This is a genomic window from Streptantibioticus cattleyicolor NRRL 8057 = DSM 46488, assembly GCF_000240165.1.
In the GTDB taxonomy this organism is placed as follows: Bacteria; Actinomycetota; Actinomycetes; order Streptomycetales; family Streptomycetaceae; genus Streptantibioticus; species Streptantibioticus cattleyicolor.
Map to the genome: position 1 here is coordinate 6,140,832 of NC_017586.1, position 14,579 is coordinate 6,155,410.

General features: G+C 74.0%; 13 protein-coding genes and 2 pseudogenes. 9 read left to right on the forward strand and 6 right to left on the reverse strand.

The genetic code is table 11. The annotated features are described in order from the left end of the window. Nucleotides 1-37: 37 nt before the first annotated feature. The 3 genes and pseudogenes from SCATT_RS40790 to SCATT_RS27010 all read right to left on the reverse strand — a co-directional run. Nucleotides 38-352: pseudogene (locus tag SCATT_RS40790) on the reverse strand (DUF1963 domain-containing protein); the annotation flags it as partial. Between the two features lie 79 nt (nucleotides 353-431). Beyond that, nucleotides 432-1,217, reverse strand: a complete 786-nt coding sequence (locus SCATT_RS27005) for an SDR family NAD(P)-dependent oxidoreductase (protein WP_014146405.1) — start codon at nucleotides 1,215-1,217, stop codon at nucleotides 432-434. Beyond that, the gene (locus SCATT_RS27010; protein ID WP_014146406.1) at nucleotides 1,214-1,936 is read right to left on the reverse strand and encodes a VC0807 family protein; all 723 of its coding nucleotides are present in this window, start codon (nucleotides 1,934-1,936) and stop codon (nucleotides 1,214-1,216) included. Before SCATT_RS27010 ends, SCATT_RS27005 begins: the two co-directional genes overlap by 4 nt. Nucleotides 1,937-2,129: 193 nt before the next feature. Here SCATT_RS27010 and SCATT_RS27015 point away from each other — a divergent pair, with 193 nt between their 5' ends. Both SCATT_RS27015 and SCATT_RS27020 read left to right on the forward strand, forming a co-directional pair. Continuing rightward, nucleotides 2,130-3,449, forward strand: a complete 1,320-nt coding sequence (locus SCATT_RS27015; RefSeq protein ID WP_014146407.1) for a sensor histidine kinase — start codon at nucleotides 2,130-2,132, stop codon at nucleotides 3,447-3,449. Beyond that, on the forward strand, nucleotides 3,389-4,060 hold the full coding sequence (locus SCATT_RS27020; RefSeq protein ID WP_014146408.1) for a response regulator: 672 nt from the start codon (nucleotides 3,389-3,391) through the stop codon (nucleotides 4,058-4,060). Before SCATT_RS27015 ends, SCATT_RS27020 begins: the two co-directional genes overlap by 61 nt. A 25-nt stretch (nucleotides 4,061-4,085) precedes the next feature. Here SCATT_RS27020 and SCATT_RS27025 read toward each other — a convergent pair whose 3' ends face one another. Beyond that, complete coding sequence (locus SCATT_RS27025) at nucleotides 4,086-7,235, reverse strand: BTAD domain-containing putative transcriptional regulator (RefSeq protein WP_014146409.1); 3,150 nt, start codon at nucleotides 7,233-7,235, stop codon at nucleotides 4,086-4,088. A gap of 70 nt (nucleotides 7,236-7,305) precedes the next feature. On the opposite strand from SCATT_RS27025, the gene SCATT_RS27030 reads away from it, so the two are divergent. Beyond that, a complete protein-coding gene (locus tag SCATT_RS27030) occupies nucleotides 7,306-7,839 on the forward strand; it encodes a vWA domain-containing protein (RefSeq protein WP_014146410.1) in 534 nt (177 codons plus the stop codon). 44 nt (nucleotides 7,840-7,883) lie between these two features. Here SCATT_RS27030 and SCATT_RS27035 read toward each other — a convergent pair whose 3' ends face one another. Continuing rightward, complete coding sequence (locus SCATT_RS27035; RefSeq protein WP_014146411.1) at nucleotides 7,884-9,242, reverse strand: alkaline phosphatase; 1,359 nt, start codon at nucleotides 9,240-9,242, stop codon at nucleotides 7,884-7,886. 403 nt (nucleotides 9,243-9,645) lie between these two features. Here SCATT_RS27035 and SCATT_RS27040 point away from each other — a divergent pair, with 403 nt between their 5' ends. Further along, nucleotides 9,646-9,957, forward strand: a complete 312-nt coding sequence (locus SCATT_RS27040) for a fibronectin type III domain-containing protein (protein WP_014146412.1) — start codon at nucleotides 9,646-9,648, stop codon at nucleotides 9,955-9,957. A gap of 6 nt (nucleotides 9,958-9,963) precedes the next feature. Here SCATT_RS27040 and SCATT_RS27045 read toward each other — a convergent pair whose 3' ends face one another. Continuing rightward, on the reverse strand, nucleotides 9,964-10,374 hold the full coding sequence (locus tag SCATT_RS27045; RefSeq protein WP_014146413.1) for a LysR family transcriptional regulator substrate-binding protein: 411 nt from the start codon (nucleotides 10,372-10,374) through the stop codon (nucleotides 9,964-9,966). On the opposite strand from SCATT_RS27045, the gene SCATT_RS27050 reads away from it, so the two are divergent. The 5 genes and pseudogenes from SCATT_RS27050 to SCATT_RS27065 all read left to right on the forward strand — a co-directional run bounded on the left by SCATT_RS27050 (nucleotide 10,320) and on the right by SCATT_RS27065 (nucleotide 14,446). Further along, on the forward strand, nucleotides 10,320-11,150 hold the full coding sequence (locus tag SCATT_RS27050; RefSeq protein ID WP_078590833.1) for an aldo/keto reductase: 831 nt from the start codon (nucleotides 10,320-10,322) through the stop codon (nucleotides 11,148-11,150). The two genes, SCATT_RS27045 and SCATT_RS27050, sit on opposite strands and share 55 nt — an antisense overlap. An 89-nt stretch (nucleotides 11,151-11,239) precedes the next feature. Beyond that, on the forward strand, nucleotides 11,240-12,466 hold the full coding sequence (locus SCATT_RS27055; RefSeq protein ID WP_014146415.1) for a cytochrome P450: 1,227 nt from the start codon (nucleotides 11,240-11,242) through the stop codon (nucleotides 12,464-12,466). A gap of 75 nt (nucleotides 12,467-12,541) precedes the next feature. Next, nucleotides 12,542-12,940 (forward strand): DUF3662 domain-containing protein, encoded by a 399-nt coding sequence (locus tag SCATT_RS27060; RefSeq protein ID WP_014146416.1) that lies wholly within the window; start codon nucleotides 12,542-12,544, stop codon nucleotides 12,938-12,940. Between the two features lie 141 nt (nucleotides 12,941-13,081). Further along, nucleotides 13,082-13,571: pseudogene (locus tag SCATT_RS36865) on the forward strand (carboxymuconolactone decarboxylase family protein). A gap of 104 nt (nucleotides 13,572-13,675) precedes the next feature. After that, the gene (locus SCATT_RS27065; protein ID WP_014146418.1) at nucleotides 13,676-14,446 is read left to right on the forward strand and encodes a maleylpyruvate isomerase family mycothiol-dependent enzyme; all 771 of its coding nucleotides are present in this window, start codon (nucleotides 13,676-13,678) and stop codon (nucleotides 14,444-14,446) included. Nucleotides 14,447-14,579: the final 133 nt, after the last annotated feature.

A 14,579-nucleotide genomic window follows, 5' to 3' on the forward strand; every position in this document is an offset into this window, starting at 1 on the left:
CGGCCGGGACGTGGAGGACGAAGCCCTCGGTGTCCTCGGAATCCTCTCCCCACTCCGGTTCGTCCATGGTGCCGAAGAACAACAGGTGCCCGTCGGCGGGGAGCGGGAAGTCGAGGGCACCCGGCGGCAGCGCGGCGCAGTCGACCGAGGCGATGAAGTGCGGGAAGCCGGACCACTCGACATCCGCCGGCAGCGACGGCAGGCCCCCGTACCGTCCGGCGACCGGACCGTTGTTGTGTCCGGGGGGCCGCAACTCGACGCGGGGGAGGGCGAGTTGAAGGGCCTCGTCGACGATGTGCCCGGGGACCCCCTTCTCCAGGGAGCGCGCGCGGAATTCCTGACGTCTGTCCATGGGTCAGGCAGTGTGCCACATCACACGGCGCCCGGCGGACGCCCGTTCGGGTCCGCCGGCCACGCGTCGGGTCCGCCGGCTACTCGTCGGCGCGGACCAGTTCCAGCTTCGGGAAGGCGACCGGCTCCGGCCCCCGCCCGTGCTGGGCCAGGTACGCCCGGCCGGTGTCGCCGCCGGCCACCACCTCGGCCACCATCGCGGCGATCTCCGCCGGTTCGGCCAGCGCGTACCCCGCCGAGCGGATGTACTCCACCGCCTCCGCCGGGAGGATCGGCGTCGAGACGAACCCCGGGCACACCGCGTTGATCCGCACGCCCGCCTTCTCCCACACCGGGGCCAGCGACCGCACCAGCCCGATCACCGCGTGCTTCGTCGCCGCGTACACCGGGTCGAAGTCGGCGAGGGCGAGGCCGGCCATGCTGGACGTCACCACCACCGCGCCGCCGCCGTGGGCGGCCAGCGCGGGCAGGGCCGCCCGCAGCCCGTACATCACCCCGAGGAGGTTCACCGACACCACCCGGCGCAGTTGTTCCGGCCGGTAGTCGTCGTCGCCGAAGCCGCCGCCGTCGCCCACCCCGGCGTTGAGGTGCACCAGGTCGAGCCCGCCGAACTCCTCGACCGCCGCCCGCACGGCCGCCGTGTTGTCGTCCTCGCACGACACGTCCGTGCGCACGAAGCGCCCGCCGACCTCCGCGGCGACCGCCTCGCCGCCGGCCACGTCGACATCGGCCACCAGCACCCCGGCGCCGAGGCCGCCCGGGGCCCGCCCGTAGTGCCGTGCCACCGCGGCGCCGATGCCGCTCGCCGCCCCCGTCACCAGTACCGATCGCACCCCGACCGCCTCCTGTTCGTCGTCCGTCCTCATGCCCGCGCCGCCGTCTCCGCGGTGATCCGCGCCACGACGCTCCGGCGCCGCCCGTACACCCGGCTGACGCCCTCCAGCAGCAGGAACGCCGCCACGTACTGCAGGTTGCCCGCCAGCGGAACGGCGTCCACCGGCAGCGCGTACGCCAGCACGATCCGCACCACCGCGTCGGCGACCAGGCCGACCCCCCACACCACCGTCAGCACCCGCATCACCCGGCGGAACGTCGGCGACTTCTGCCAGTGGGCCACCAGTTTCGCGCGCCGTTCCCCGGCCGTGAGGGAGATCAGCGTCGAGGCGATGAACGGCCGCCGCATCAGCAGCGTCGCCAGGACGCACAGCCCGGCCGCCCCCGTCATCGCCCCGTCCTTGGCCAGCAGGAACCGCGCGCTACCGGTCAGCAGCGAGGTGGCCACGCCCAGCGCCAGCAGCAGGAGCGTGATCGCCCCCAGGACGTCGACCCGCCGGGTGCGGGCCATCGTCACCACCGCCCGGACCAGCGGGGGAACCGCCCCCGCCAGCAGCGCCCACCACTGTCCGACCCCGACGGCGCGCAGCCCGTAGAACACCAGCAGCGGCGCCGCCACGTTGACGCCCAGGTTGGCCGCCAGCGCCCGGTAGGGCGACCTTTCGGCCGGCGGCCCGGCGGGGCCGGCACCGGTGTCCTCGACGGTGGGTACGGCACCGGTGGCGGGCCGGAAAACTTCCTCAGTCCTCATCTCGATCACCTCGCCATCGACGCTACGGACCCGCCATGCCACGGGTAATGAGTCTGGCCACCCGACGGGGGTGTATCCAGCCCCACCCCCGTCCGGGGCCCCGGCCCACCCCGGGCCGCCCCGCCCTGGTCCAGACTGAACGGGCCGGGCGCATCCGTGACGCGTACCGGGCACGGACGAGGAGGACCACGCCATGACGACGAAACCCGCCGGACCGGTGCGCCGGACGCTGCGCCGGCTGGGCCCCTACCACGTCGACCTGGCCTACTCCGTCTCCGTCGGCTTCACGCTCGTCACCCTCGCGCTGTGCGCCGCCCCCGTCGCCGCCGTCGCGTTCGCCGCCCCCGGCACCGGCGCCGGCCGCCGCGCGCTGCGGGCCACCCGCAGGGCGGCCCGGTTCGTCCGCGCCTACGGCGCCAAGTGGCACGCGGCGGGCCACCCGGACGACTACCTGCCCGACCCCTACCTCCCGCGCCCGCCCCGCCAGGACCCCGCCACCCGACGCGACCTCGCCTTCTTCGCCAGCGAACCGCTCGTCGGCACGGTGCTGCTGCTCCTGCCCGCCGCGCTCGCCTGGTGCGGGCTGTTCTGGCTGACCGCTCCGGCCATCGGCGCCTACTTCGGCGGAGACCACAGCGCCTTCCACGGCGCGCTGTTCGGCTCCACGGCGGCGGCCCTGCCCGGTGGTGTCGCCGTCTACCTCGCCGCGCTGCCGCTCGCCCGCGCCGGGCGCGTCCGCCACGGCCGCTGGCTGCCGGTGCTCCTCGGCCCCGCCCCCGCCGTCGCCTCGGACGTCGCCGTGGAGCACGAACGCAGACGGCTCGCCGCCCGCGTCGCCGAACTCACCGAGACCCGCACCGCCACCCTGGACACCGCCGCCGCCGAACTGCGCCGCATCGAACGCGACCTGCACGACGGCACCCAGGCCCGGCTGGTCGCCCTGGGCATGAACCTCGGCGCGCTCGGCACACTGATCGACACCGACCCGGCCCGCGCCAGACAACTGCTCGGCCAGATGCGGGACGACTCCGTCAAAGCCCTGACCGAACTGCGCCACCTGGTCCGCGGCATCCACCCCCCGGTGCTCGCCGAACGCGGACTGGCCGACGCGGTACGGGCGTTGGCGCTCGACGCCCCGCTGGAGGCCGAGGCCGACGTCGTACTGCCCGGACGCCCGGAGCCGCCCATCGAGTCGGCGCTCTACTTCGCCGTCTCCGAACTGCTGACCAACGCGGCCAGGCACAGCGGCGCCACGACGGTGCGGATCACCCTGCGCCATGAGGACGGACTCCTGCGCTGCGCCGTCCGGGACGACGGCCGCGGCGGCGCCGACCCCGACGCCGCCCACGGCAGCGGACTGCGCGGGGTGCGCCGCAGACTGTCCGCCTTCGACGGTAGGGTCACGGTGCACAGCCCGCCGGGCGGCCCGACCGTGGTGACGATGGAGATCCCATGCGTGTTGTCCTCGCCGAGGACCTCTTCCTCCTCCGGGACGGACTCGTCAACCTCCTGACCGCGCACGGCTTCACCCTCGCCGCGGCCGTGGCCAGCGGCCCCGAGCTGGAACGGGCGCTGCGAGAGGAGGAGCTGGACGTCGCCGTGGTGGACGTCCGCCTCCCGCCCACCTTCACCGACGAGGGCCTCCAGGCGGCGCTGGCCGCGCGCCGCGAACGCCCGGGGCTGCCGGTGCTGGTCCTCTCCCAGCACGTCGAACAGCTCTACGCGCGCGAACTGCTCGCCGATGGCAGCGGAGCCGTCGGCTACCTGCTCAAGGACCGCGTCCTCAACGCCGACCAGTTCATCGACGCCGTACGGCGCGTGGCCGCCGGCGGCACGGTGATGGACCCCGAGGTCATCGCCAAACTGCTGGGCGGACGCCGCCGGGACGACCCGCTGGCCGCGCTCACCCCGCGCGAACGCGATGTGCTCGCCCTGATGGCGGAGGGCGCCTCCAACGCGGCCATCGCCGGCCGGCTGTGCGTCAGCGAGAGCGCCGTCGGCAAACACTCGGCCAGCATCTTCGGCAAGCTCGGCATCGGCGCCTCGGACGACACCAACCGCCGCGTCCTCGCCGTCCTCGCCTACCTCGACGGCACCGCCGCCCGGGACCCCGACCGCCCGTAGCCCGCCCGACGCGAAACGCGCGGCGTCAAGGGCGGGAACCGAGCGTGACCTCGACCAGCTCGCGCCACGGGGCCCGCGCCCCCTCCCGCGCCGCCTCGGCGAACGCCACGTCACCGAGGCGGTGCCGCGCCGCCCGCTCGATACGGGCCGCGTCCGGATGGGAGCGGTCCTTCAGGCCGCGTACCCCCTCGCTCGCCGCGAGCAGCCGTGCCGCCTGCCCGTGCTCGTCGCCGCGCAGCGCCAGATCGGCGACGCCGACGAGCACCTGGGCGACCAGCGGCGCGTATCCGGCCCGCGCCGCCGCCTCGCAGGCCGCCGCCCGGTGCGCCCGCGCCTCGCCCAGGTCGGTGGTGAGGTAGCCGAGCAGGTCGTGCCGCACCGCCCGGATGCTGGCCCACTCCGCCCCGTCGCCCAACAGGGCTGCGGCGGCGTCGAGTTGCCGCAGCGCCTCCTGGGCGTCGCCGCGCCACCGGGCGAGCTCGGCCCGGGCGAGGGCGAGTTCGGCCAGCGCGTCCGGCCAGGTGACCCGCTCCGCGTACCGCTGCGCCTCGGCGATGGCGGCGGCGCAGGCGTCCTCGTCGCCCATCAGCCGGTGCAGCCGCGCCTGGGCCGACCGCATGCGGATGACGTCCTCGGTGGCGCCCAGCTCGGTGACGGCCGCGACGGCCCGCTCGTAGTGGTCGCACGCGGCGGCGAACTCGCCGCGCACGGTCAACCGGTCGGCCAGCTCCGTCCGCGCGAACGAGATCCCGAACCGCTCACCCAGCGCCTCGAACTCGGCGAGCGCCGTCTCCAGGTACACGTCCGCGTCCCGCCCCTCCTGGCCGGTCACGACCCGCATCTTGCCCATGTGCAGCCGGGCCAGCGCGCGCACCCAGGGGTCCTCGTCGTCCAGCAGCGGTTCGAACGCCGTGAGCATGGCGTCGGGCCCCTGGAGCAGGCGTTCCAGCGCGCCGGCCAGTCCCAGCAGCGGGTTGCCGCGCCCGCTGCGCCGGCTGAACCGGTACGCCTCGTGGATCCACTCCGCCGCCTGCTGCGCGTCACCGCGCCCGGAGCTGACGAAGAGCACGACCAGCCCGTACACCATGGCCCGCACCTCGTCGGCCGCCTCGCCCGGCATCCTGGCGGCCACGGAGACCAGCTCCATCCCCTCGGTCCGGCGCCCGCTGAGCCACCAGTACCAGCCGGCCGCCGCCGCGAGCCGCATCGCCTCCCGCGCCTCGCCGGCCGCCAGCGCGCCGCGCATCGCGGCACCGATGTTGTCGTGCTCGGCGCCGAGCACGGTGAGCCACCGCAGTTGCCCGGCGCGGCGAAGACACGGCTCGGCGGTCTCGGCCAGCTCGGTGAAGAAGGCCAGATGCGCCCGGCGTGCCGCCTCGAACTCGCCCGCCTCGGCGAGCCGGTGCCCGGCGTACTCCTTGATCGTGCCGGTCATGCGGTAGCGGGGTGCGTCGCCGTCCTCGGCGAGCAGCAGTGACTTCTCGGTCAGCGCGGTGAGCAGTTCGAGCACCTGCTCCGGCCCGGCCCCGGGGCCGGCGCAGACCCGTTCGGCCGCCTCCAGGCTCGCCCCGCCGGAGAACACCGACAGTCTGCGCAGCACCGCCCGTTCGGCGTCGGTGAGCAGCTCCCAGCTCCAGTCGACCACCGCGCGCAGCGTCTTGTGGCGGGGGAGCGCGGTGCGGCTGCCGCTGGTCAGCAGGCGGAACCGGTCGTCGAGGCGCTGGGCGAGCCGGTCGACGGACATGGTGCGCAACCGGGTCGCGGCCAGCTCGATCGCCAGCGGCATCCCGTCCAGCGCCCGGCAGACGCGGGCCATCACCGCCAGTGTGCGGGCGTCGGCCGCCAGGTCCCGGCGCACCGCCCCGGCCCGGTCCCGCAGCAACTGGACGGCGGGGGAGGAGGCGATCTCGTCCGGGTCCGCCTCCTCGGCCGGCAGGGCCAGCGGCTCGACCGGCCACAGCGCCTCACCGGTGATGCCGAGCGGTTCCCGGCTCGTCGCCAGGACGCGCAGCCGACGGCACTCGCCGAGCACCCGGTGGGCGAAGACCGCCGCGGACTCGATCACGTGCTCGCAGTTGTCCAGGACCAGCAGCGCCTCCCGCTCACGGATCGCGGCGACCAGCCGGTCCGTCAACTCCGCGGTCGAGTGGCCGCCGAGCATGGCGTCCCGCAGGCCCAGCCCGGCCAGCGCCGCACGCGCCACGTCACCGTCCGGGCCGACACCGGCCAGCTCCACCAGCCAGGCCCCGCCCGGCAGTTCGCCGACGAGCGTGCGCGCCGTCTCCGTGGCCAACCTGGTCTTTCCCGAACCGCCCGGCCCGGTCAGCGTGGTGAGCCGGTGCGCGCCGACCAGCTCACGCACCGCGGCCACGTCGGCGTCCTTGCCCACGAAACTGGTCAGCTCGGCCCGCAGATTGGTCCGCCGCTCCGCCTCCCGCCGCCCCAACTCCCCCCGCAGCAAGGCGACATGGACCTTCGACAGCTCCGGCGACGGATCGACGCCCAGCGTGTCGGCCAGGGCCGCGCGCGTCCGCTCGTACACCAGCAGCGCCTCGCTGTCCCGGCCGGCCGCGGCGAGCGCACGCATCAGCGCGGCGACGAGCCGTTCCCGCACCGGGTGCGCGGCCACCAGGTCGGACAACTCCGCCACCATCCGCGCGCCGTCCCCCAGCGTGACCTCCGCCTCGGCCCGCTCCTCGACGGCGGTCAGCCGCATCGCCTCCAGCCGGGCGACCGCGGCGTCGAACCCGGCGCTGTCCCGCAGACCGACGTCCTGCAGGGCCGCCCCGCGCCACAGCCCCAGCGCCGCACGCAGCGGCTCCACCCGCCGGGAACCGTCCTCCGCGCCGCCCCGCGCCGCGCCGACGAGACGCTCGAACCGCACCGCGTCCACCGCGTCGGGCTCCACCGCCAGCCGGTAGCCGTCCGTATGCCCCTCGACCACCCCGTCCGGCAGCGCCTTCCGCAGCCGGGACACCAGGCGCTGCAACGCGTTCACCGCGTCCGCCGGCGGCTGCTCGCCCCAGATCCAGTCGACCAGCGACGCCTTCGGGACCACCTGGCCCGGCTTGAGCGCGAGGGCGGCCAGCAGCCCGCGCAACCGCGCCCCCGGCACCTGGGCCGAGCCGCCGTCGTCCCCGTGAACCTCCAACGGCCCCAGCAACCCGATCTGCACCCGCCGATTTTGCCACGGGGGAGCCGGCGGACCTCCCCCGCTCACCCCGGCGCTGGCAGACTCCTGGGCCATGGCGAACAGCGGACTGTGGGTCGGCGTCCTCACCGCGCTGACCGCGCTCGGGGCGAGTTACATCACCGCGCGGGCGACCTCCCGCGCGGCGCTGGTCCAGGCCCGGACCACGGCGACGGCACAGGCGCTGCGCGAACAGCGCGAGCGGCGCCGGGCCACCTACCGGGAGATGATGAACCGCGCGCACGCCTTCTCGGAGGTCACCTGGGAGATCGACGCCGTCGACGCCGCGCCCGACCGGCACACCAAGGACCGGCTCCTGACGCGCATGTACGAACGCATCGGCCCGGCCATCGGCGCCATGAACCGGGCCACCCACGAGGTCCGCCTCGACGGGCCCGCCGAGGTCTCCGCCGCCGCGGAACGGGTACGGCAGGCGGCACGCGGCGTCCAGCCCCGGCTCAAGGCGCTCATCGGTGACGGCGGCCCCGAGCGCAGGGCGGAGTACGACGCCGCGTACGTGGACTTCCGGGACGCCTTCATGGCCTTCGTCGGCCTGGCGAGGCAGGCGCTGGAGGTCGAGGAGGGCTGACGCACGGGGGGCGGGACGGCGGGGCGGCCCCCGTGCGGTGGTGCTCAGCGCAGCCGCAGCGCCTCGCGGACGGTGGTGAACAGGTCGGTCTGGTTGGTGACGCCGAGGACGCGGTAGGCCAGCGGGCCCTGGGCGGCGATGCGGACCTGGGTGCCGGTGTGCTCCTGGGACCGGCCCGGGGTGTTGGTCGAGTAGTTGACCTTCAGCTGCTGGCCCTCGTTGGTGACGAGGGTGGCGGAGAGCCCGGGCGGGGTGGCCTCCAGCGGGACGATCTGGCTGGTGTGGCCGTGGTCGGCGGTGGTGACGACGAGGGTGTCGGGGTGCTGGGCGGCGTAGGCGCGGGCGACCCGCACCGCCTTGTCGAAGGCGGCGGTCTCGCCGATCTGGCCGCAGGGGTCGGCGGCGTGGTCCTGCTTGTCGATGGAGGCGCCCTCGATCTGGAGGAAGAAGCCCTGCCGGGAGTGCTTCTGCTTGGCCTCCAGCAGGCGGATGGCCTTCGCCGCGGAGTCGGCCAGGCTCGGGGTGGCCGCCGGGCGGCCGGGGTTGGAGGTGACGCACCGCTGCGGGTCCGTGCCGCCGACCGCGGCCGGCTTGCCGGTCCACTCGGTGGGCACGTTGCCGGGGGCGAAGAGACCGAGGACCGGCCGCCCCGGCTCGGCCGCCTTCATCGACGCGTCGTCGGTGACGACCCGGTAACCGAGCCTGCGTGCCTGCTCGGTGACGGTGAGGCCCTTGTACCTGCCGTCGGTGACCTTCTGGTCGAAGCGCTGCCTGCCGCCGCCGAAGAGGACGTCGACCTTGTGACCGACCTCCTGCTCGGCGATGGAGCCCGGCCCGCCCGCGGCGATGGTGTCGGTGGGGCACTTGGCCATGTCGGCCGGGCCCTGGCAGGAGCGGTCGGTCACGTGCGAGGCGAGCACCGCCGGGGTGGCGTCGGTGAGTTCGGCGGTGGTGACGTCACCGGTGGCGTAGCCGTTGCGCTGGGCCAGCTCCAGCAGGGTGCGCACCGGCTTGTCGGTGCCGGGGGTCTTGGAGACGCGTCCGTTGACCGTCTTCACGCCGGTGGCCCAGCCGGTGCCGCTGGCGGCGGAGTCGGTGACGTAGTCCGGCGTGCCGTCGGCGTGCACGGCGTACGTGGTGTACGCGCCGGTGAGCGGGAACGCGTCCATGTTCAGGCGGCCGTTGGCGCCGACCGTGTAGTCCCGGGCGAGGGTGATCTCCGAGTCGCCCATGCCGTCGCCGATGAGCAGGATGACGTTCCTCGCCTTCCCGCCCTGGATCGCGGACTTCGCCCGGTCCTTGCCGTCGAAGGCGCCGGCGGTGGTGGTCACGGCCACGGCGGCCGTGGTGGCCGCGATCAGCGCGGTGGCGACGGTGAGGTGACGGCGGGTGGGTCTGGGCATGGGAACGACTCCTTGTGGTGCCCGTCGTGGCGTTCGACGGGCGGATGCGGGGAACGACGGACGTCAGATCACCATGCGTTCGCAAAGCGAAGGTAAACGAACGGTCGAGAACGGCTGGCCAGGGCATGATCAGCGGTGACCGCCGGGCCGTCGGCACCGTGCAACCTTCCGCCGTCCTCACGAGTCTCCGCGCTGTAAGGGCAACACCTGGACCACCGGCCCCGTCACCGCCGATGGCGAGACCCGCCACTACCGGGTCCTCGTCACCAACGACGGCGGCACCACCACCTACAGCGCGGTCGGCCTCGTCGCCTACGCCCCGAACGAACTCTGGCTCGACGTCCCCGACACCGTCGCCCCCCAGTACGCCCCCGACCTGACGCTGCGCCGCTGCGCCGACGGCATGCAGGCGACCGCCTCGGACAGCGCTCCGGCACCGTTGCGTGACTTCACCGGCTTCGAGATCGAGCGCCGCGAGGCGACCTCCGACACCTGGTCGGTCGTCCTCCACCACGCCTTCGACCCGCGTTCCGCCTCGGCCACCGTCTGCGACCCGCTCCCCGCCGACGGGCACCGTTACGAGTACCGGGCCCGGTCCTACGACGCGGCCGGCAACTACTCGCCGTACAGCGTGACCGTCACGGCGTCCCTGCCGGTCCCCGCGCCCGCCGGGCCCGGCCGGATCAGCGGTACGACGGCGGCGCGGGAGCGCTGACGCGACCTACGCGGCCGGTTCGGCCCGGGCCTGCGCCTGGCCGGCCAGCCGTGCCGCCAACTCCTCGGCCAGCCGCGCGGCCGGGCCGCGACGGCGACGGGAGAGGGCGAGCCCCAGGTGGCGGCGGGGGCTCAGCGCGGCCAGCGGGAGCGCGACCAGCCCCGGGTGGCGGGTCAGCCCGATCTCGGGGATCAGCGCGATGCCGATCCCGGCGAGGACGAGCGACTGGGCGAAGTCGTAGTCGGTCGCGGTGCACGAGATCCGCAACGCGACGTGGGCCAGATCGGCGTAGTGGACGAGCTGGTCGGCCGACTTGCGGCACCCCAGGATCCAGCGCTGATCGGCGAGTTCGGCCAGGTGCGGTGGCTCGGGACGGGACCGGTGGCGGGCCGCGGCCGGATGGTGGCGCGGCAGCACGACGCGCCGCCCTCGACGCGGGCGTGCGGCTGATCGACACCGCCGACTGCTACCAGTGGCACGCGGACGAACTCGGCCACAACGAACGGCTCGTCGCCCGCGCGCTGGCCGCCTACGGCAGCGGCGCGGACGACGTCCTGGTGGCCACCAAGGGCGGCCGGGGCCGCCCCGGCGACGGAACGTGGACGGTCCACGGCGACCCGCGCCACCTGCGCCGCGCGGCCGAGGCGTCGGCGGCCCGGCTCGGGGTGGCGGCGATCGGCCTGTACCAACTGCACAAGCCGGACCCCGCCGTCCCCTTCGCCGACTCCGTCGGCGCGCTGCGCGACCTGGCCGACGCCGGAACCATCCGGATGGTCGGCCTCTCCAACGTCGACCCCGACCAGATCCGCACCGCCCGGGAGATCCTCGGCCCACGCCTCGTCTCCGTGCAGAACCGCTTCTCCCCGGCCCACCCCACCACCCGCGACACCCTCGACCTGTGCACCGCGCTCGGCCTCGCCTTCCTGCCGTGGAGCCCGCTCGGCGGAATCTCGGTCAGCGCCGTGGACGACCCGGGGACCACCACACCGCCCCCGGACACCCCCTTCCACGCCCTCGCCCGCGACCGGGGTGTCAGCCCGCAGCAGATCTGCCTCGCCTGGCACCTGGCGCTCTCCCCGGTGGTGATCCCCATCCCCGGCGCCCGCCGCCCGGCCTCCATCCGCGACTCCGCCGCGGCGGCCCGGCTCACGCTGTCGCAGGCCGAGTTGGCGAGGCTGAGCCCCGGTACGTGAGAGCCCGGGCGCGGTGTCAGGGCCGTGACAGTCGTATGTCAGCCCCGTCCGGGATCGTGATCGCAACAAGCGTCACGAAAGGACTTCCGATGAGCCAAGCGCTTCCCATCCCCGAGGGCCTTCCCGCGGAGCGCGACGCGGGCCCCTTCGACCCGCCCCGCGGCATCACCCGGATGCGCGAGGCCCGCCCGGTCATGCCCCTGATCTTCCCCGACGGCCACGAGGGCTGGCTCGTCACCGGTTACGACGCGGTCCGCCAGGTCATGGCCGACACCCGGTTCAGCTCCCGCCTGGACATCGGCATCGTCCACGTGCCGTACCAGACCCCCGGCATGCCCGCCCCCACCGAACCGTCCCCGCAGATACCGGGGATGTTCATCGCCATGGACCCGCCGGACCACACCCGGCTGCGCCGCAAGCTCACCGGTGCCTTCACCGTCAAGCGCATGAAGATGCTCGAAGAGCACATCATCGACATCACCGAGCGGCAACTGGACGCCCTGGCGCGGCTGACCCCGCCGGTCGACCTGGTCAAGGAGTTCGCCCTGCCGGTGCCCTCCCTGGTGATCTGCGAACTCCTCGGTGTCCCCTACGAGGACCGGGAGACCTTCCAGAGCAACTCCGCCCAGTTCCTGGTCAAGGACCAGACGGTCGAGGAGAAGGTGGGCGCGTACAACGCGTTGACCACCTACCTCGCCGAACTGGTCACCCGCAAGCGCGCCGAGCCCGGCGACGACATCCTGTCCGACCTCGCCCGCCACGACGACCTCACCATCGAGGAACTGACCGGCATCGCCTTCCTGCTGCTGCTCGCCGGCCACGAGACCACCGCCAACATGCTGGCGCTGGGCACCTTCGCACTCCTGGAGAACCCCGGACAACTCGCCGAACTGCGCGCCGACCCCGGCCTGATCCCCGACGCCGTCGAGGAACTGATGCGCTACCTCTCCCTCGCCGACGTCTTCTACCGCTACGCCACCGAAGACATCGAACTCGGCGGCGAGACCATCCCGAAGGGGTCGACCGTCGTCGTCTCCCTGCTCGCCGCCAACCGCGACCCCCACCGCTTCGACGACCCCGACACCCTCGACATCCACCGCAAGGCCCGCGGCCACCTCTCCTTCGGCCACGGCGTCCACCAATGCCTCGGCCAGCAACTCGCCCGCATAGAGATGCGCGCCGGCTTCGACGGCCTCCTCCGCCGCTTCCCCACCCTCCACCTCGCCATCCCCGCCGACCAGGTGAAACTCCGCACCGACATGAACATCTACGGCGTCCACGAACTGCCGGTCGCCTGGACGGAGACGCCCCGGTGACCCCGCCGGCCGGGCATGCCACCCCACCTGGGAACGCGCCGCATGCCCGCCCGCGGTGTGGGCAGGCGATCGCCCATGGGACCGTTCAGCCGGTGTGAAGAGGCCATCGAACGTGTCGAGCGGGCACTGGTGCGGAAGGTGCTCGGGAGGGAGCAGGTGGAGCTGCTCGATGTGTTGCGGCGGGAGTGTGACGGCAAGGCGGTGGTGTGCGGTCGCGGCCGGGTCGTCGTGCCCAACGTCTACACCGTGGAGATCGCTGACGATCGCTATGCCGCGCTCGTCCGGCACGGCGACCGCATCGGGGAGGAGCTGACCGACTCCCTGGCCCGCCATGGTGAACACAAGGGGTACGAGTGGGCCGGACCGCTCACCGTACACATCGACCATGCCGCGCGGGTGCCCAACGGCCGCTACCGGGTCAGCAGCAGCCCGATGACGCACATCCGCGCGGACGCGCTGACCCCGGCGGGGTAGGCGGGGGCTTCGGCGCCCCGGGCCTTCTCGCGCCGGGGTCGGAAAGAGGCAGAGATTCTTTCCGGATCGCTGTCACATCCGGGCGATCCGCTCCGTCGGTGTGGTGAGGACGTTGACCAGCTGACGCGAAGGAGTGCGGTCATGACGGCCACCACATCGATCTCCCGGATGCCGAACCCGGCGGAGTTCGTGCCCGAGTTGAACGACATCAGCGCCGCAATGTTCCGGGCCACGGGCAACCGCTCGGTGGCGCGCACCACGGTGAGCCTGGTCCACCTGCGCGCCGGGCAGATCGTCGGCAACACCTACCTGACGGTGCTCAACACCGGATTCCTGCGCAAGGCCGGGGTGTCCGAGGAACGCATCACCGCCGTCGCCTCGTGGCAGGACGCCACCTGCTTCACCGACGCCGAACGCGCCGCGCTCGCTGGTCGAAGCCACCCTCCAGCCCGCACCGCCCGGCCGGGAACGCGTCACCGACGAACTGTACGCCGAGGCCGCCCGGCACTACGACGACAAGGCCCTGGCCACCCTCACCATCGCCATCGGCCAGATCGGCTTCTTCATCGCCCTGGCCGTCATCGGCAAGCCCCAGCCCGTCACCTCCCTCGCCGACCAGCAGTGGGACTGACCACACGGAGCGCGCGAGCGGGAACCCGCCACCGGGCTCCCGCTCGCCCGCCCGGCCACGGAATCCGCTGTACGGGCACCGTGGCGCGGTGGTAGACATCCGCGGTGGAAAAGACTCCCGGGTTCCCCGATCTTCTGCGACTGATCGACGAACGGTCGACCGCCTTCCGTGCCGCGGTCGCCGCCGCGCCCGACCTCGACGTGCGGGTGCCCACCTGCCCCGAGTGGACACTGCTCGATCTGGTGCGGCACCTGGGCGGGCGACGCCGCTTCTGGGCCGCCACCGTCGCCGCGGGGCCTGCCGCCGCGCCGGCCGAGCCCCCGGCGGAGAACGCCTGGGCCGCGCCGGAAGAGCGCGATGCGCTGGTGCCCTGGCTGGCCGAGTCGACGCGGGAGATGCTGGACGCGCTGCGGGAAGCCGGCCCGGACCGGGGCTGCTGGACGTGGTGGGGTGCGTCCCAGTCGCCGAAGACCTGTGGTGCCGTCGCCCGGCACCAGCTCCAGGAGATCGCGGTGCACACCTACGACGCCCAGCTCACCGTGGGCGCCGCGCAGGCACTGCCGGAGGAGGTGGCACTCGACGGTGTCGAGGAGTTCCTGTCCACCTGTTGCGCGACGACGAGCCCCTGGCCGCACCAGTCCGCCGCCGTCGACTTCCACGCCACCGAGGGCCGCTCCTGGCGTCTTTCGCTCTCCCCCGACGGCGCACGGGCCACCCGTCTGTCGGCACCGGTCACGGCCGCCGACACCTCCCTCCGGGGCACCGCGGGCGACCTGGTCCTGGCCCTGTACGGCCGCGTTCCGCTGGACTCCCTGGAGGTCGACGGAGACGGTGGTGTCTTCGGCCTTCTGGAGGCGTGGGAGCCGGAGGAGTAGGAGCTGACGTTACGTCAGGTGGACCGGTGCCCCGGGCGGACGCCTCGGGCCTGACGCCGTTGGGCCCGGGCGCCGGGAAGGTCTCGTCCAGCGTGGCGAGCGGGCCGGCGTCGGGCGATGTGCCGTCCGGTGA